Annotated in this window: 12 protein-coding genes and 1 other RNA gene; 6 read left to right on the top strand and 7 right to left on the bottom strand. The window is 72.5% G+C overall.

Going from position 1 to position 17,486, the window contains the following annotated elements:
- Window positions 1–2: 2 nt before the first annotated feature.
- On the top strand, window positions 3–3,005 hold the full coding sequence (locus ACW62_RS20990) for a glycine--tRNA ligase (RefSeq protein WP_053206148.1): 3,003 nt from the start codon (window positions 3–5) through the stop codon (window positions 3,003–3,005).
- 88 nt (window positions 3,006–3,093) lie between these two features.
- On the opposite strand, the gene ACW62_RS20985 is transcribed toward ACW62_RS20990, so the two are convergent.
- On the bottom strand, window positions 3,094–3,876 hold the full coding sequence (locus ACW62_RS20985; protein WP_053206067.1) for an MBL fold metallo-hydrolase: 783 nt from the start codon (window positions 3,874–3,876) through the stop codon (window positions 3,094–3,096).
- 63 nt (window positions 3,877–3,939) lie between these two features.
- Here ACW62_RS20985 and ACW62_RS20980 point away from each other — a divergent pair, with 63 nt between their 5' ends.
- Together ACW62_RS20980 and ACW62_RS20975 are read left to right on the top strand one after the other, a co-directional pair.
- Complete coding sequence (locus ACW62_RS20980; protein WP_053206066.1) at window positions 3,940–4,989, top strand: iron-siderophore ABC transporter substrate-binding protein; 1,050 nt, start codon at window positions 3,940–3,942, stop codon at window positions 4,987–4,989.
- A gap of 958 nt (window positions 4,990–5,947) precedes the next feature.
- Entirely contained in the window at window positions 5,948–6,655 is a 708-nt protein-coding gene (locus ACW62_RS20975) for an LPXTG cell wall anchor domain-containing protein (RefSeq protein WP_169792103.1), read from the top strand.
- 78 nt (window positions 6,656–6,733) lie between these two features.
- Here the strand turns inward: ACW62_RS20975 and ACW62_RS20970 are convergent, their stop codons facing one another.
- From ACW62_RS20970 to ppgK, 3 genes are all read right to left on the bottom strand, one after another.
- Window positions 6,734–7,015 (bottom strand): hypothetical protein, encoded by a 282-nt coding sequence (locus tag ACW62_RS20970; RefSeq protein WP_053206064.1) that lies wholly within the window; start codon window positions 7,013–7,015, stop codon window positions 6,734–6,736.
- A gap of 67 nt (window positions 7,016–7,082) precedes the next feature.
- An RNA gene (gene rnpB / locus ACW62_RS21360) (RNase P RNA component class A) lies at window positions 7,083–7,456 on the bottom strand.
- 21 nt (window positions 7,457–7,477) lie between these two features.
- Window positions 7,478–8,230 carry a polyphosphate--glucose phosphotransferase gene (gene ppgK, locus ACW62_RS20965; protein WP_053206063.1) on the bottom strand — a complete coding sequence of 251 codons (753 nt, stop codon included), beginning with the start codon at window positions 8,228–8,230 and terminating at the stop codon, window positions 7,478–7,480.
- A gap of 93 nt (window positions 8,231–8,323) precedes the next feature.
- Here ppgK and ACW62_RS20960 point away from each other — a divergent pair, with 93 nt between their 5' ends.
- Window positions 8,324–12,070, top strand: coding sequence for a S8 family serine peptidase (locus tag ACW62_RS20960; protein ID WP_157574884.1), 3,747 nt, complete (start codon window positions 8,324–8,326; stop codon window positions 12,068–12,070).
- Window positions 12,071–12,094: 24 nt separating this feature from the next.
- On the opposite strand, the gene map is transcribed toward ACW62_RS20960, so the two are convergent.
- Entirely contained in the window at window positions 12,095–12,943 is an 849-nt protein-coding gene (gene map, locus ACW62_RS20955; RefSeq protein WP_053206061.1) for a type I methionyl aminopeptidase, read from the bottom strand.
- A 49-nt stretch (window positions 12,944–12,992) separates the two neighbouring features.
- Between map and ACW62_RS20950 the strand changes: the two genes are divergently transcribed.
- Window positions 12,993–13,178: a hypothetical protein gene (locus ACW62_RS20950; protein WP_053206060.1), complete on the top strand. Its 186-nt coding sequence runs from the start codon at window positions 12,993–12,995 to the stop codon at window positions 13,176–13,178.
- 15 nt (window positions 13,179–13,193) lie between these two features.
- Here the strand turns inward: ACW62_RS20950 and panB are convergent, their stop codons facing one another.
- Window positions 13,194–14,030 (bottom strand): 3-methyl-2-oxobutanoate hydroxymethyltransferase, encoded by an 837-nt coding sequence (gene panB, locus ACW62_RS20945; protein WP_053206059.1) that lies wholly within the window; start codon window positions 14,028–14,030, stop codon window positions 13,194–13,196.
- A gap of 76 nt (window positions 14,031–14,106) precedes the next feature.
- Window positions 14,107–16,074: an NAD+ synthase gene (locus ACW62_RS20940; protein WP_083459993.1), complete on the bottom strand. Its 1,968-nt coding sequence runs from the start codon at window positions 16,072–16,074 to the stop codon at window positions 14,107–14,109.
- 72 nt (window positions 16,075–16,146) lie between these two features.
- Between ACW62_RS20940 and glnA the strand changes: the two genes are divergently transcribed.
- A complete protein-coding gene (gene glnA, locus ACW62_RS20935; RefSeq protein WP_053206058.1) occupies window positions 16,147–17,484 on the top strand; it encodes a type I glutamate--ammonia ligase in 1,338 nt (445 codons plus the stop codon).
- The last annotated feature ends 2 nt before the right edge of the window (window positions 17,485–17,486 follow it).

Raw genomic sequence — 17,486 nt, 5'->3', positions numbered from 1 at the left:
CGATGCAGGACGCGCTGCTGGCGCTGACGAAGTACTGGACCGACCGGGGCTGCCTCACGGTGCAGCCGTTCAACACCGAGGTCGGCGCCGGAACCATGAACCCGGCCACCATCCTCCGGGTGCTGGGTCCGGAGCCCTGGCACGTCGCCTACGTCGAGCCCAGTGTCCGGCCCGACGACGCCCGGTACGGCGAGAACCCGAACCGCCTGCAGACGCACACCCAGTTCCAGGTCATCCTCAAGCCCGACCCGGGCGACCCGCAGGAGATCTACCTCGCCAGCCTCGAGGCGCTGGGCATCGACATCCACGCCCACGACATCCGCTTCGTCGAGGACAACTGGGCCTCGCCCGCCCTCGGCGCGTGGGGGCTGGGCTGGGAGGTCTGGCTCGACGGCCTCGAGATCACCCAGTTCACCTACTTCCAGCAGGCCGGCGGCCAGACCCTCGACCCCGTGTCGGTCGAGATCACCTACGGCATCGAGCGCATCATCATGGCGCTGCAGGGCGTCAGCCACTTCAAGGACATCGAGTACGCGCCCGGCATCTCCTATGGCGAGGCGTTCGGCCAGGCCGAGTACGAGATGTCGCGCTACTACCTCGACGACGCGGACATCGAGGCCAACCGCGCGCTGTTCGACACCTACGCGGCCGAGGCCGAGCGGATGATCGCCGAGCGGCTGCCGGTGCCGGCGCACGTCTACGTGCTCAAGTGCTCGCACACGTTCAACGTGCTCGACGCGCGCGGCGCCATCAGCACGACGGAGCGGGCGAAGGCGTTCGCGCGCATGCGCGGCCTGGCCCGCGAGGTGTCGTCGCTGTGGACGGCGCGCCGCGAGGAGCTCGGTCACCCGCTGGGCCTGGTGTCCCGGCCGGGTCGCGACGACGACGACGCCGAGCCGCTGCTGCCCGACCTCCCGCAGGCCGACCTCGCCGGCCCGGCGCCGCTGCTGTTCGAGATCGGCACCGAGGAGATGCCGCCGCACGAGGTCACGAACACCGTCGACGCCGTGCGTTCGGCCGTCGCCGCCAAGCTGGCCGCCACCCGGCTCGGGCACGGTGACATCGACGTGGTCGGCACGCCGCGGCGCATCGTCGTCCAGGTCGCCGCCGTCGAGCCGCGCGAGCCCGACGCCGACCGCACCGTCCGCGGCCCCCGGGTCGAGGCCGCCTACGACGCCGACGGCAACCCGACGAAGGCGCTGCTCGGGTTCGCCCGCGGCCAGAACGTCGACGTCGAGGACCTCGTCACCGCCGACTTCGGCGGCAACCAGCACGTCGCCGTCCGCGTCGTCGACACCGGCCGCGGCGCGGTCGAGGTGCTGTCGTCGCTGCTCGCCGACGTCGTGTCGGAGCTGCGCTCGGAGAAGAACATGCGGTGGAGCGACCCCGCACTGTCCTTCACCCGGCCGATCCGCTGGCTCACCGCGCTGCTCGGCGACACCGTCGTCCCGGTGCGGGTGTCCGCGCTGGTCAGCGGCCGCTCCACTCGCGTGCACCGCACCGCGGCCGAGCCCGTCGTCGCGGTGCCGTCGGCCGCCGGGTACCTCGAGTTCCTGGCCGGCCACGGGATCGTCGCCGACCCCGCGGTCCGCCGCGCCGCCGTCGTCTCCGCGGCGTCCGCGCTCGCGGCCGAAGCGGGCGGCGTCGTCGACACCGAGGCCGAGGCCGGGCTGATCGACGAGATCACCAACCTGGTCGAAGAGCCCAACGCGCTGCTCGGCGGGTTCGACACCCGCTACCTGGAGCTGCCCGAGCAGATCCTCACCACCGTCATGCGCAAGCACCAGCGCTACCTCCCGGTCCGGGCCGGCGACGGTGCGCTGCTGCCGCACTTCGTCGCGGTCGCCAACGGCGCGTGCGACGCCGACGCGGTGCGGGCGGGCAACGAGGCGGTGCTGCGGGCCCGGTACGAGGACGCCGCGTTCTTCTGGCGGGCCGACCTCGAGGTGCCGCTCGACCAGTTCAAGGCCGGTCTGGCCAAGCTGACGTTCGAGGAGAAGCTGGGCTCGATGGCCGAGCGGGCCGCCCGCATCGAGACCATCGCCGCCGACCTCGCCAAGGGCGTCGAACTGTCCGCCGGCGACGCCGAGGCGCTGGAGCGGGCCGCCGCGCTGGCCAAGTTCGACCTGTCGTCGCAGATGGTGGTCGAACTGTCCAGCCTGGCCGGCGTCATGGCCCGCGAGTACGCGGTCCGGGCGGGGGAGACCCCGGCCGTCGGGCAGGCGCTGTTCGAGATGGAGCTGCCCCGGTCGACGGCCGACGCGCTGCCGTCGTCGACGCCGGGCGCCGTCCTCGCGCTGGCCGACCGGTTCGACCTGCTCATGGCGATGTTCGCGCTCGGCGCCAAGCCGACCGGCAGCTCCGACCCGTTCGGGCTGCGGCGCGCCGCGCTCGGCGTCGTGCGGATCCTGCGCGAGACGCCGGCACTGTCGGGCGTGACGGTCGACGGCGGCCTGGCGGTCGCGGCCGACCGGCTGCGCACCCAGGGCATCGAGGTGTCCGATTCCGCGGTGGCGGCGGCGCGCGAGTTCGTCGTCGCCCGGTTCGCGCAGCAACTGCGCGACGAGGAGGTCCCGGCCGACTTCGTCACCGCCGTCCTGCCGGGCGCCGATGCCCCCGGCCAGGCGGTCTCGACGCTGGCGGCGCTGCGCTCGCGGGCCGGCGACGACTCGTTCCGGTCGCTGGTGGCGGCGTTGCAGCGGATCAACCGCATCGTCCCGGCCGGCACGCCCGCCGCCTACGACGGCGCCGTGCTGACCGAGCCGGCCGAGCAGCGCCTGGTCGAAGCCGTCGCCGCGCTGGGCGACTGGTCCGGCCGCCCGGTCGGCGACTACGCCGGCGCCGCGGCCGCGCTGGTCGACCCCGTCAACGCGTTCTTCGACGACATCCTCGTCATGGCGGAAGACCCTGCGGTCCGCTCGTCCCGGCTGGGCCTGCTGGCGACCGTCAGCGCGCACAGCCCCCGCAGCGTCGACTGGGCCGCGCTCGACACCGCCCTCGACTGACGTCCGCCGCCGCGCACCGAAGTTGATCTTGGAGTAGCCGCGGAATCAATCGGACGAATCGCCCGGTAACTCCGCGATTACTCCAAGATCAACGTGGGGCGGCGGCGATCCGAGCGCGCTGGGCGTGGTGGTCGCGGACCAGCCAGTCGGTGGTGAGCCGCGGGTCGTCGTCGCCACGGCCGGCGGCCAGTTCGTCCAGGTAGCGGCGGTCGGCGGACAGCCGGCGGCGCAGTTCCCCACGATCGCCGACGTGGCCGTGACCGGGCACGACCTGCCGCACGTCGGTGGCCAGCGACTCGAGCAGATCGAGTGCGTGGTGGTAGTCGCCGAGCGGGTCGGCGGCGTCGAGGTCCAGCAGCGGCACCTCCAGGTCCGAGCACAGGTCGCCGGCCACCAGCACGCCGTCGGCAACCAGCGCGGCGTGTCCCGGCGCGTGCGCCCGGTGCGCGACGACGCCGACCCGCGGGCCCTGCCATGGGACGAAGCCCGGGCCGCCGGACGGGATCGGCGTGAGCTGGGCGAACAGCTCGCCGTCCGTCCCGGGAGCGTCGGCCCCCGCCTCGGCAAGGCCGCGGTCCCGCCCGGCCGTCGCGGCGGCGACGCAGGCCGCCGTCGCGAAGCGGGGCACGCCGGCGCCGAGCGACCGGCTCCACAGCACGTGGTCCCAGTGCGGGTGCGTCGCGAACCCGGCGGCGACGTGCAGCCGGCGGGCGGCCAGCTCGGCGGCGAGGTCGTCCAACTCGGCCGGCGTGACCCCCGGGTCGACGACGAGGCAGCTCCCGTCGGCGCCGGTGACCACCGTGGTGGTGCTGGTGCAGAAGTCGTGGGTGGCGACGAGGACGTTCCGGGTCACCGCGACGAGGCCGGCCATGCGCCGACGGTATCGGCCGGGGCCGCCCGCGACGCCAGAATAAGGGCAGCCTATCCTTTCCTCATGTCGCTTCGTGTCGCGGGCCGCCGGCTCGCCGTCGTCCTCACCGTTCCGCTCCTGCTCCTCGCCGCCTGCGGTGGTGACGACGGCGGCGACGGCGCCGACGACGGCGCCACCGTGACGGGCGAGCCCGGCACCGGAGCCGGGGAGTTCCCCGCCTCCGTCGAGCACCGCTACGGCAGCACCGAGCTGGCCGAGGCGCCGGAGCGCGTCGTCACGCTCGGCTTCAGCGACCAGGACGCGGTGCTGGCCTTCGGCGTCGCGCCGATCGCCGTCACCGACTGGTACGGCGACCACCCGGGCGCGACCTGGCCGTGGGCGCAGGACGAGCTGGGCGACGCCGAGCCGGTCGTGCTCAACGAGGGCGCCTTCACCGGCATGCAGGACTTCGACTACGAGACCCTCGCCGAGCTGGAGCCGGATCTCATCATCGGCCTCTACACCGGCATGACGCAGGAGGAGTACGACACGCTGTCGGTCATCGCGCCGACCGTCGCGTCGTCGCCGGACTACCCCGAGTACGGCATGCCGTGGCAGGAGACGACCCGCATGGTGGGCCAGATCCTCGGCCAGGGCGACCGCGCGGAGGAGCTGATCGCCGAGGTCGACCGGCAGTTCGCCGAGGCCGCCGCGGCCAACCCCGCCTTCGAGGGCGTCGAGATGGCCGTCACCGAGCTGTTCGAGCCCGGCTCGTCGTTCGTCCGCAGCGCCACCGACCCGCGCACCGTCTTCATGACGCAGCTCGGCTTCGTGCTGCCGGACGACCTCGCCGCGCTGGCCGGCGACCTCGACGGCGCGCCCGTCAGCGACGAACTGATGACCCAGCTCGACCGCGACCTGCTGGTCTGGAACATCGGCCACGAGCCCGACCTCCGCGAGCAGGTCGAGGCCAAGCCGCTCTACGACCAGCTGGAGGTCGTCCGGGACGGCCGGGTGCTGTTCATCGAGGACCCGTTGGTGTCCGGTGCCCTGACGTGGTCGACGGTGCTCAGCCTGCCTTACGCGCTGGAGCAGCTGGTGCCGCAGCTGGCGTCCGTCGTCGGCGGCGCCTAGATGCACGGATCCTCGTGATCTACGCAGCTTGGGTGGGCTGATCGCCACGGGTGCCTTGGCACTGCTGACCGTGCTGGATATCGGGATGAACCGGACGTGCGGGCGGCGGTCAGCCTAGCCAAGGCGATGGCCGGTGCTGCCGACCGGCCCGGGCGACTCGGTCGGGCGGGCTTCGCGTTGGCTGGCCGACCGTGCGCCCGGGTCTGCCACGTTCGCCGCTTTGCGGCCGCGTTCGCCGTGGTCCGCAGGTTGGCCGTCCCCCTGGCGCCCATTTTCTCAGCCGCGTGACCGCGCCTCAAGCGGACCCATGGGCGCTTCGCGCGTTGGGTGTCCGCTTGACCCGCGGTCCCGCGGCCAAGAACGGGCACCTATCAGGGGGACGGGGAAAGACTGGGCACACCTCGCCGCCACCTCGATGGCCGCCGCCGTCTTCGATAGCGAGAAACGTCCGAACGGCCCCTCGAACACGACTCCCGCCATCGAAGACGGCTCCGGGAGTCGAGGACAACCGGTGCGCCGGCACGAACGACGAACGCCAGCCAGGCGAACGGCGAACGGCGCACCGGGCGGGCTGTGCCCGCACTTCCCCGTCCCCCCTGATAGCGGCCAAGAGAATGGGCAGCAGGGGGACGGCCCACTACCGCAAAACGGCCATCTGCGGGACAACGGCGAACCGTTACGCGATCAACGCCACTGTGTGAGATCGCTGCGCCGGGTGGGGTGCATCACTGTTCCCCTGGCAACAGCGACGCCACCCGGCAAGCACAGCTATCTCACCCGGTGATCTCACCCAGTGGCCGTCATCGATCTTCATGAGAATCGCGGCGATTCGGGCGAAAGTCCTTCCAGTGTGACGAAGATCGCGCTACCGTCCGGGGCTTTGGATAGGCCGTACCTACGGCCTATGTATCCGAAGTATCGAAGGGGGGCGACCTTGCGAAAGGTCACCATAGCGATCATGGCCGGACTGGCCTTACTCATGGGTGCCACGGCACCCGCCTGGGCCGAGGACGGCGCGACCGTCGAAGCGACGCTCGAGGCCAAGGACGCGGCCGACTGCGCCGCCTACGTCGACTCGGGCAACTGGTGTGACCCGGCGTCGGACGAGAACTACAGCTGCGGAGATGTTCCGGAGGCCGACATACCGGTGCAACTGGTGGACGTCGGTGTCGATCCGTTCGGGCTGGACGGCGATGAGAACGGGTGGGGCTGCGGCGACGCACCGACCGAGGAACCGCCCGTCGAAGAACCACCGGCCGAGGAACCGGTCGACGAGGCGCCGGCCGACGAGCCGGGTGCGTGCGCTCACTATGCCGATTCCGCGGCGTGGTGCAGCGACGCTCACGGCGACTACAACTGCCCGGACATCGACGACGCCTACAAGCCGGTCGAGCTGTTCGACGCCGAGCTGGACCCGTTCCACCTGGACCGGGACTCCGACGCGCTCGGCTGCGAGGTCGGTGAGGACGACTCCGGCAGCGGCGCACCCGGCAACGGTGGAGCGGCCGGGGCCGGCAGCGACGCCGGCACGGGCGACGGCGGCAGCGTCGGCGAGGCGCTGCCGAACACCGGCTCCGGCGACCTGGGGCCGTTCTGGCTCGCGGCGCTCGCCTTCCTGGCCGCCGGCGCACTGCTGGTGATCCGCCGGACGGCGGCCCAGCGGTAGTCACGACAGGGGGTGGTCCGGCGCAGCCACGGCGGCGCCGGATCACCCGCCGTCACGGCGGCACCGGACCACCCGTCGTCACGGCCGGTGGAGGTTGTCGCGCAGCCAGTCGCCGCACTCGCGGGTGAACCCGACCCACGACGCGGGCGCCCCCGTGACGTCGACGACCAGCAACTCGTCGGCGGGGTTCATGTGCAGCCACAGCGAGTCGCGAACCTGGCTGATGCTCATCCTGGTCTCGACCAGCCACGTCGAGTCGAGACAGTGCCAGTAGGCCCCGAACCCTTCGAGCGCGTCGATCAGGCGGTCGTAGCTGTGTCCCTGCGTGTTCGCGTCGAAGCTGACCAGCATCATCGCCATGTCCAGCGGTCCTCCACAACGATCGGCGGCGAAGCGGCGCACGCTACCGGGAGGGCCGGACAGAACGGGGACGAGCCGGCCTGTAAGCCGGATTCTGTGGTTCCCGGCGGACCGGGACCGGCGACCATCCATCTACGGCCACCGTTGCCGATGGCCTCCAGCGATCTACCCGGGAGCTCGGGCGGGCCGCCCTCGAACGCTCCCTGTCTGACCTTGCTCCGGGTGGGGTTTACCGAGCCGCCCCAGTCACCTGGGGCGCTGGTGGTCTCTTACACCACCGTTTCACCCTTACCGCCCGCGCGAACGCGGGAGGCGGTCTGCTTTCTGTGGCACTGTCCCGCGGGTCACCCCGGGTGGGTGTTACCCACCACCCTGCCCTGTGGAGTCCGGACTTTCCTCGGCGGGACCTGACGGCCCCGACGCGGCCGCCCGGCCGGCTCGTCCTCCGCGGACAGGATACGCCTACGCTGCGCGTTCGGCGGCCAGGAACGCCGCGCCGATGATGCCGCCGTCGTTGCGCAGCCCGGCGGGGACGATCGGGGTGGCGAGGTCGAGCAGGGGCAGGAACTTGTCGGCCTTCTTGCTGACGCCGCCGCCGACGACGAAGAGGTCGGGGGAGAAGATGAACTCGAGGTGGGCGTAGAACTCCTGGAGCCGCTCGGCCCAGTGCTCCCACGACAGGTCCTTCTCCTCGCGCACCGACGCGGCGGCGTACTTCTCCGCCTCGTGATGGTGCAGGTAGAGGTGGCCGAACTCGGTGTTCGGCAACAGCCTGCCGTCGTGCAGGACGGCGCTGCCGATGCCGGTGCCCAGCGTGGTGACGATGACGACGCCGTCGACGTCGGCGGCGGCGCCGAAGCGGTCCTCGGCCAGCCCGGCGGAGTCGGCGTCGTTGACGACGGTGACGGACTGCCCGGTGCGCTGGGACAGTTCCTTCTCGAGGTCGACCCCGACCCACGACTTGTCGACGTTGGCGGCCGAGCTGATGACGCCGCGCTTCACGATGCCGGGGAACGTGCAGCCGAACGGGCCGTCCCACTCGAACCGCCGGAGCACCTCGAGCACCACCGCGATGACGTTGTCGGGGGTGGACTGCTCGGGGGTGTCGATGCGGACGCGCTCGGCGGCGAACTCGCCCCGGCCGAGGTCGACCGGTGCGCCCTTGATGCCGCTGCCGCCGATGTCGATGCCGAAGCCCTGCGTCGTCGAGGTCACGTCATCAAGCTTCGCCGATGAACGCGTTCGGGGCCAGCGGACCGTTCGCGCCCGGCCGTACAACCTCCCGTTCGTCCGTTCCGTGTCTTAGGTGTGACGACAGGACGAGAACGGCCGGCGAACGGACGACGATCGGCGCGGGCGGCACTCGGCGCGGCGCTGGCGATGGTGCTGACGGCGGGCGCGAGCATCGGCGCGCCACCACCGCCCACCCCATCCGGACCAGGCGACGCGGGCAGCGGCGGCGGTGGCCGGCTGATCACCCTCGTGACCGGCGACCGCGTGCTGGTCGGCGCCGGCGAGCCGGGACGCGAGAACGTGACCATGGTCCCCGGGCCGGACAGCCCCTCCGATGCGGTGCAGGTCCGCCGCACCGCCGACCGCACGTACGTCCTGCCGGGCGCGGCGCAGCCGTTCCTCGCGGCGGGCACGCTCGACCCCGGCCTGTTCGACGTCACCGGGCTGGTCGCCCAGGGCTACGGCGACGAGAACCGGTCGACGCTGCCGCTGATCGTGCAGTACTCCGGCGCGAGGGAGGCCGCGCGCGAGCTGCCCGGCGCGACCGTCACCGCCGCGCTGGACAGCATCGACGCCGTCGCCGTCGAGCAGGACAAGGATGCCGCGGGGCAGTTCTGGTCGACCTTCGCGCAGGGGGCCGGCGCCCGCGGGGCCGGGGGCGCGATCTCGCACGTCTGGCTCGACGGCACGGTCCGGGCGAGCCTCGACGAGAGCGTCCCCCAGATCGGCGCCCCGCAGGCGTGGGAGGACGGGTACGCCGGTGCCGGAGCCGTCATCGCGGTCCTCGACACCGGCATCGACGCCACCCATCCGGACCTGGCCGGACAGGTCGTCGCGGAACGGAACTTCTCGTCGTCCGACGACACGCTGGACCGGTTCGGGCACGGGACGCACGTCGCCTCGATCGCCGCGGGCACCGGCGCGGCGTCGGACGGGCGCTTCCGCGGCGTCGCGTCCGAGGCGAAGCTCATCTCGGGCAAGGTCCTCGGCGACTACGGCTCCGGCCAGCTGTCCGACGTCATCGCCGGCATGGAGTGGGCCGTCGAGCAGGGTGCGGACGTCGTCAACCTCAGCCTCTCGGCGGGGCCGACCGACGGCCGGGATCCCGCGGCGCTCGCCGTCGACCGGCTGACGGATGAGTCGGGGGTGCTGTTCGTGGCCGCGGCGGGCAACGACGGGCCCGGTCCCGAGACGGTCGGGAGCCCCGCGTCCGCCGACGCCGCGCTCGCGGTCGGCGCGGTGGACGGCGACGACGTGCTCGCGCCGTTCTCCAGCCGGGGACCGCGGCTCACCGACGGCGCCATCAAGCCCGAGATCAGTGCCCCCGGCGTCGAGATCACGGCGGTGCGGTCGACCACCATCGACGACGGCGGCGGCGGCGACGAGGCGTACATGCCGTTGAGCGGGACGTCCATGGCGGCGCCGCACGTCGCCGGCGCGGCCGCGATCCTCGCGGGGCAGCACCCGGACTGGTCGGCGGCGCAGCTGCGCGCGGTCCTGATGTCGACCGCCGCCCCCACCCCGGACGTCAGCATCTACGAGCAGGGTGCCGGCCGGGTCGACGTCGCGGATGCCGCGATCGTGGGCGTCGTGCCGTCGGAGGGCGAGCTGGAGTTCGGCTACCACCCCTGGCCGCACGATGACCTCGAGCCGGTCACCCGCGAGCTCACCTACACGAACGTCTCCGACGCGCCCGTGACGCTGGACGTCGCCGTCACCGCGACCGGGGCCGGGCCGCCGCTCGCGGACTCGATCACCGTGACGCCGTCCGAGCTGACGATCCCCGCCGGCGGCGCCGCGACGGCCACCGTCACCGCCGACGCCACCGGCCTCGACCCCGGCACCTACGAGGCCGCGGTCGTCGCCACCGACCCGGAGACGCGGCGCTCCGTCCGCGTCCCCGCCGGTTGGTACCTCGAGCCGGCGATGTACGACGTCACGGTGCGGCTGGTGGACCGGGCCGGCGCGCCGGCCTCCGGCGAGGTGGAGGTCGTGGACGTCGACGAGGGCACCTCGACGGTCGAGCCGGTCCAGGACGGGACGGCGACGCTGCGGCTGCTCCCGGGCACCTACTCGTTCGGATCCTTCCTCCACCGCGAGGCCGAGGACGACCGACCGGCGGAATACACGCTGGTCACCGAGCCGGAGGTCGAGGTGGCCGGTCCGATGGACGTCACCCTCGACGCCCAGGGCGCCGAATCGGTCCGCACGACGGTCCGCGGCGCCGAGGAGGCGACGGCACGGTGGAGCTCGGTCGGGTACGCCCGTGGCCGCGGCGCGGACGACCTCGCGTTGTCGTCATCCATCGAGGCCCTCGGCGCCGACTACGCGCTGTTCGCCACGCCCACCGAGCCCGTGACGTCCGGCGCGTTCTTCTTCGACGCGGGCGCGAGGCTGGAGGAGCCGCCGGTCCGGGCCGAGGTGCCGGGCGCGTCGGCCGAGATCGACACGGCGTACTACCTCCAGTCCCCGCGCATCGACGGGACGCTCCGGCTGCCCGTCGTCGACGTGGGCTCGGCCACCGCCGGCGAGCTGCGCGAGACGTCCGTCGACGGCGCGATCGCCCTGGCCGTCCAGGATCCCGAGCGGGACACCGGCGAGCAGGCGGCCGAGCTGGAGCGGGCCGGCGCGCGGGCGGTGCTGTTCTATGACCCGCAGCGCGCGGGCATGCGGACCGAGTGGCTGTACCCGCCGGTCGAGGTCCCGGTCATCGGCACCAGCCGGACAGCGGCCGCGCGGCTGCGCGAGCTGCTGGCGGCGGGCCCGGTGGAGCTGGAGCTGACCGGCTCAGCCGTCACGCCGTACGTCTACGACGTGCTCGTCCCGGTCCGTGACCAGATCCCCGAGCGGCCGCGGTGGCAGTTCCGCCGGTCCGACTTCGCGACGATCGACGTCCGCTTCGGCGCGCACGCGCCGACGGACGTGATGTCGGAGACGCGGGTTGGCCAGTCGCCGTCCGGCAACTCTCACGGTGGCTGGCCGCTGCCCTTGCTGTCCGCGCCGTCGGAGCGCACCGATCACGTGCTGGCGAACGACGTGGCGTGGGCGCAGAGGGTCGAGCCGCACGTCGCCGATGACGGCGCGCCGTCCTGGAGCGAGCTCCCGCGGACGTACCGGCCTCGGCAGCGCGACGACGTCCGGTGGATGCGCCCGGTGGCCACCCACTCGGTGCCCGAGGGGGAGGTGTTCGAGATCGGCGTCAATCGGTACGGCGACACCATCGGCGCCGCAATCGACGGGTTCGTCGCAGACCCCGGCCACGTGCAGGTCCGCGGCGGCCGCTCGGAGGAGTACGCGATGCGGCTGTACCGCGGCGACGAGCTGCTGGGGGAGTCGCCCGAGCGGTTCGGCTGGATCGACGTCCCCGCCGGGCCCGGCACGTTCCGGCTGGAGCTGGACAGCCGGTTCGAGCAGCCCTGGTGGCGCTACTCCACCCAGGTGAGTTCGGCGTGGACGTTCCACTCGGCCGGCGACGACGGCGACGGCGAGCGGTTGCCGCTGCTGCTCGCCGACTACGACGTACCCGCCGCCGACGCACTGAGCACGGTGCCGGCGAATGAGCCGATCCGGATCGACATCGGCCTGCGGCACCAGTTCGGCACGCCCGACGTGGAGATCGACGAGGTCGGGCTGGACGTCTCGTTCGACGACGGCGCCACGTGGACGCCGGCGCGGCTGCGCGACACGGACGGCCAGTACCGGGCGACCATCCCGGCCGCCGCGGGACAGGCCGGTGGCGCGGTGACCCTGCGGCTCACCGCGTCCGACGTGGACGGCAACCGGCTGGAGCAGACCGTCGTACGGGCGTTCGGGCTGCGCTGACGGCGCCGGGGCGGCGCCGGGACCTCACGGGAGCGTGAGGATCTCGGCGCCGGTCTCGGTGACCAGCAGCGTGTGCTCGAACTGCGCCGACCGGCGCCCGTCGGCGGTGACGACCGTCCAGCCGTCGTCCCACATCGTCCACTCGTGGGTGCCGAGGTTCAGCATCGGCTCGATGGTGAACACCATGCCCGGCTCGATGATCGTCGTCGATCCGGGGTCGTCGTAGTGCGGCACCACCAGCCCGGAGTGGAACGCCTCGCCGACGCCGTGTCCGGTGAACTCGCGGACGACGCCGTAGCCGAACCGCTTCGCGTACGACTCGATGACCCGCCCGATGACGTTGATGGCGCGCCCCGGCCTCACCGCCTTGATGGCCCGGTTGAGCGACTCCTGCGTGCGCTCGACCAGCAGCCGGGTCTCCTCGTCGACGTCACCGGCCAGGAAGGTCGCGTTGTTGTCGCCGTGCACGCCGTCGAGGTAGGCGGTGATGTCGATGTTCACGATGTCGCCGTCGCGGACGACTGTGGAGTCGGGGATGCCGTGGCAGATGACCTCGTTGACGCTCGTGCACAGCGACTTCGGGAAGCCGCGGTAGCCGAGCGTCGACGGGTACGCGCCCCGCTCGACCAGGAACTCGTGCCCGACGGCGTCCAGTTCGTCGGTGGTGATGCCCGGCGCGACGTGTTTGCCGACCTCGGCCAGCGCCTGCGCGGCCAACTGGGCGGCGACGCGGATGCGCTCGACGGTGCCGGCGTCCTTCACCTCGGAGCCCTCGAACGGCGCGGGCCGGGCCTTGCCGACGTACTCAGGGCGGGCGATGGACGGCGGGACGGGGCGCTCTGGCGACACGATGCCTGGTACGACGGGCGACATGGTGTGAAAGTCTAGGTGGAGGTGCGCTTCTGCGGCGAAGGGAGTCATCGTGGCCGACGGACCCTGGTACTGGTGTCTCGACCATTCGCGGGTCGAACCGGTGGACGGCTGCCCCAACGACCGGCGCCTCGGACCGTACGAGACGCGCGCGGAAGCCGAGGACGCGCTGGCGCGGGCGCACGAGCGCACCGCCCAGCAGGACGCCCTCGACCGCGACTGGGACGACGAGACCTGACGCGAGCCCGGAGGCTCAGTGGTAGGTGTGCTCCTCGGCCGGGAAGGCGCCGCTGACGACGTCGTCGGCGAAGGCCTTGGTGGCGTCGGCGAGGGCGCCGCGGAGGTCGCCGTACTGCTTGACGAACCGGGGCAGGCGGCCCTCGCGCAGCCCGGCCATGTCCTGCCACACCAGCACCTGGGCGTCGACGTCGGGACCGGCGCCGATGCCGATGGTCGGGATGGTCAGCCGCTTCGTCACCTCGGCCGCCACCTGCGCCGTCACCATCTCGAGCACGACGGAGAACGCGCCGGCCTCCTCGAGCGCGAGCGCCGCCTCGATCAGCTTGTCGGCCTCGGGCCCGCGACCCTGCACCCGGTAGCCGCCCAGCGCGTTGACGCTCTGCGGGGTGAACCCGATGTGTGCCATGACCGGCACGCCGGCCTCGACGATGCGGCGCACCGACGCGACGACCGGGAGGCCGCCCTCGAGCTTCACCGCCTGGACGCCGGTCTCCTTCATGATGCGGATCGACGTGGCCAGCGCCTGCTCCGGGCCCAGCTGGTACGAGCCGAACGGGAGGTCGCCGACGACGAGCGCCCGGCTGGTGGACCGGACGACGGCGCGGGCCAGCGGGATCAGCTCGTCGACGGTGACCGGGACGGTGTCGGCGTGGGCGAACACGTTGTTGCCGGCGGAGTCGCCGACCAGCAGCACCGGGATGCCGGCGGCGTCGAAGATCTCGGCGGTGTACATGTCGTACGAGGTGAGCATGGGCCAGCGTTCGCCGCGCTCCTTGGCGGTGCGGAGGTCACGGATGGTGACCCGGCGGGAGAGCTGGCCGCCGTACAACGGGACGGTCTCGTGCGTCATCGCAGGACTCCTTGGGTGCGTCTCGAGGCCCGTGTCCGGGTCCCCTAACACCTCTGATTGTCCCACGAACGGGCGGTCAGTGTGGGGGAGGCGGCGGTGGCAGCTCACGGGCGGGCTGCACCGGCTCCTCGGCCTCGGGCTGGACGGCATCCGGCTGCGGCTGGACGGCGTCCGCTTCCGGCTGGACGGTGTCCGGCTGCGGCTCGGCGGGCGTCGCAGCGGGTTCAGCCGACTCGGCAGCGGGTTCAGCCGGCTCGGCCGCGGGCTCGGCCGGCGGCGTCTCGCGCCAGGCGCTGGTGATGGGCACCCGGCGGTCGCGGCCGAAGTTGCGCATCGTGATCTTCGGGCCGGGCGGGTACTGGCGCCGCTTGTACTCGGCGGTGTCGACCATGCGCAGTACCTTGGCGACGAGGTCGGCGTCGAACCCGGCGGCCCGCAGGTCCGTGGCGTCGAGGTCATGCTCGAGGTGCCGGTACAGGAGGTCGTCGAGCAGCGGGTAGTCGGGCAGCGAGTCGGAGTCGAGCTGGCCGGGGCGCAGCTCGGCGCTCGGCGGCTTGTCGATGGAGCCCTGCGGGATGGGCGGCGTCTCACCGCGCTCGGCCGCCGTGGCGTTGCGCCAGCGGGCCAGCTCCCAGGTCAGCGTCTTCGGGACGTCCTTGATCGGCGCGTAGCCGCCGACCGCGTCGCCGTAGATGGTGGAGTAGCCGACCGCCAGCTCGGTCTTGTTGCCGGTCGCGAGGACGAGGTGGCCCTCCTGGTTGGACAGCCCCATCAGCGTCATGCCGCGCACGCGGGCCTGCAGGTTCTCCTCGGCCAGCCCGGTCAGCTCGACGTTGTCGAGGAACGCGCGGACCATCGGCGCGATCGGGATGGTCCGGAACGTCAGCCCGGTGCGGGTCGCGAGGTCCTGCGCGTCGGACATGGAGTGCTCGGACGAGTACGCGCTGGGCATCGAGACCCCGTGCACGTTCTCGGCCCCCAGGGCGTCGACGGCGACGGCGGCGACCAGCGCGGAGTCGATGCCGCCGGACAACCCCAGCACCACCGAGGAGAACCCGTTCTTGCGCACGTAGTCGCGCAGCCCGGTGACGAGGGCCGCGTACACCTCGGCGGCGTCGGACAGCCGCGGCGCCAGCGCGCCGGGGTCGGGCGTGTACGCGGGCAGCGGCGCGGTGGTCAGCGTGCTGCGGTGGACGGCGAACCCGGCGACGCGCTCCTGCGTCATGCCCCACGGGCCGGGCGCCGGCGCGACCGCCTCGGGCAGCTGCAGGTCGACGACCAGGCAGCCCTCCTCGAACTGCGGCGCCCGGGCGAGCAGCTCGCCGTCGGGGCGGACGACGAGGGAGTCGCCGTCGAAGACCAGTTCGTCCTGGCCGCCGACCATGTTCACGTACGCCAGCGTCGCCTGCGCGGCCGCGGCCCGGCGGCGGGCGAGGTCGAGGCGGGTGTCGTCCTTGTTGCGCTCGTACGGCGACCCGTTGACGACGAGCAGCAGCCCGGCCCGCGCCTCGCGCGCGACGGAGACCGGACCGCCGTCCTGCCAGATGTCCTCGCAGACGGCCAGCGCGACGTCGATGCCGTGCAGCCGGAACACGCCGAGGTGGTCGCCGGGGACGAAGTAGCGGGCCTCGTCGAACACGCCGTAGTTGGGCAGGTGGTACTTCGCCTGCCGGGCCACTACGCGCCCGCCGTACAGGACGGCGACGGCGTTCTGCGGCGAGCCCTTGGGCCGGCCCAGCTGGAACTGGCCGGCCGTCGCGTCGTCGCGGCCCAGGTAGCCGACGACGACCGCGGTGGCGCCGAGCCCTTCGGCGTCGAGGCGGACCGCCAGCTTCTCCAGCGCGGCGCGCGACTCGTCGACGAACGACGCCCGCAGCGCGAGGTCCTCGACCGGATAGCCGGTGAGCATCATCTCCGGGAACGCGACGAGGTGGGCGTGCTGGGCGGCGGCGTGCTTGGCCATGCGGACGACGAGGTCCGCGTTGGCGTCCAGCGCACCGACGGTCGGGTTCACCTGAGCGAGCGCGATTCTGATCTGCGGCACGGTCCGAGCCTAATGCCACGGCCGTCACCGTCCCGCTATCCGGCGGACACACCCGTGGGGCACACTGGCGACGTGGAGAAGCAGCAGCAGTTCGTCCTCCGGTCGCTGGAAGAGCGCGACATCCGGTTCGTCCGGCTGTGGTTCACCGACGTGCTCGGGTTCCTGAAGTCGGTCGCGGTCGCGCCGGCCGAGCTGGAGAACGCGTTCTCCGAGGGCATCGGCTTCGACGGCTCGGCCATCGAGGGGTTCGCCCGCGTCTACGAGGCCGACATGCTGGCCAAGCCCGATCCGTCGACGTTCCAGGTGCTGCCGTGGCGGGGCGGGTCCAACGGGACGGCGCGCATGTTCTGCGACATCCTCATGCCCGACGGCTCGCCGTCGTACGCCGACCCGCGGCACGTGCTCAAGCGCGCGCTCAGCCGGGCCGCGGAGCAGGGGTTCACCTTCTACACGCACCCCGAGGTCGAGTTCTTCGTCTTCAAGCACCAGCCGACCGGCGGCGAGGAGCCGACCCCCGTCGACGCCAGCGGCTTCTTCGACCACACCGCGCACGGCATCGCGCAGGACTTCCGCCGCGACACCATCACGATGCTCGAGGACATGGGCATCTCGGTCGAGTTCAGCCACCACGAGGGCGCGCCCGGCCAGCAGGAGATCGACCTGCGCTACGCCGACGCGCTGGCCACGGCCGACAACCTCATGACGTTCCGCGCCGTCGTCCGCGAGGTCGCGCTGTCGCAGGACCTCTACGCGTCGTTCATGCCCAAGCCGTTCACCGCCTGGCCCGGTTCGGGCATGCACACCCATGTGTCGCTGTTCGAGGGCGACCGCAACGTCTTCCACGAGCCGGGCGCCGAGTACCAGCTGTCGAAGACGGCGCGGTCGTTCATCGCCGGGCTGCTGCGGCACGCGCCCGAGATCACCGCCGTCACCAACCAGTGGGTCAACTCCTACAAGCGGCTGCGCGGCGGCGGCGAGGCGCCGGCCTACGTCTGCTGGGGCCACAACAACCGGTCGGCGCTGGTCCGCGTCCCGATGTACAAGCCCGACAAGGGGCAGTCGGCGCGGGTCGAGTTCCGCTCGCTCGACTCCGCCTGCAACCCGTACCTCGCGTACGCCGTCATCCTCGCGGCCGGGCTGAAGGGCATCGAGGAGGGCTACGAGCTGCCGCCGGGCGCCGAGGACGACGTGTGGGCGCTGACCGACCGCGAGCGCCGGGCCATGGGCATCGATCCGCTGCCGGCGTCGCTGGACGAGGCGATCCAGGCCATGGAGAACTCCGAGCTGGTCGCCGAGACGCTGGGCGAGCACGTCTTCGAGTTCTTCCTGCGCAACAAGCGGGCCGAGTGGAACGAGTACAGCCTGCAGGTCACCGCGTTCGAGCGGGCCAAGATGCTGCCGGTGATGTGACC

The sequence above is a fragment of the Jiangella muralis genome (genome assembly GCF_001270745.1).
In the GTDB taxonomy this organism is placed as follows: Bacteria; Actinomycetota; Actinomycetes; order Jiangellales; family Jiangellaceae; genus Jiangella; species Jiangella muralis.
The sequence above is the reverse complement of the archived record's forward strand: the minus strand, read 5'-3'. Positions and strand labels throughout refer to the sequence as shown.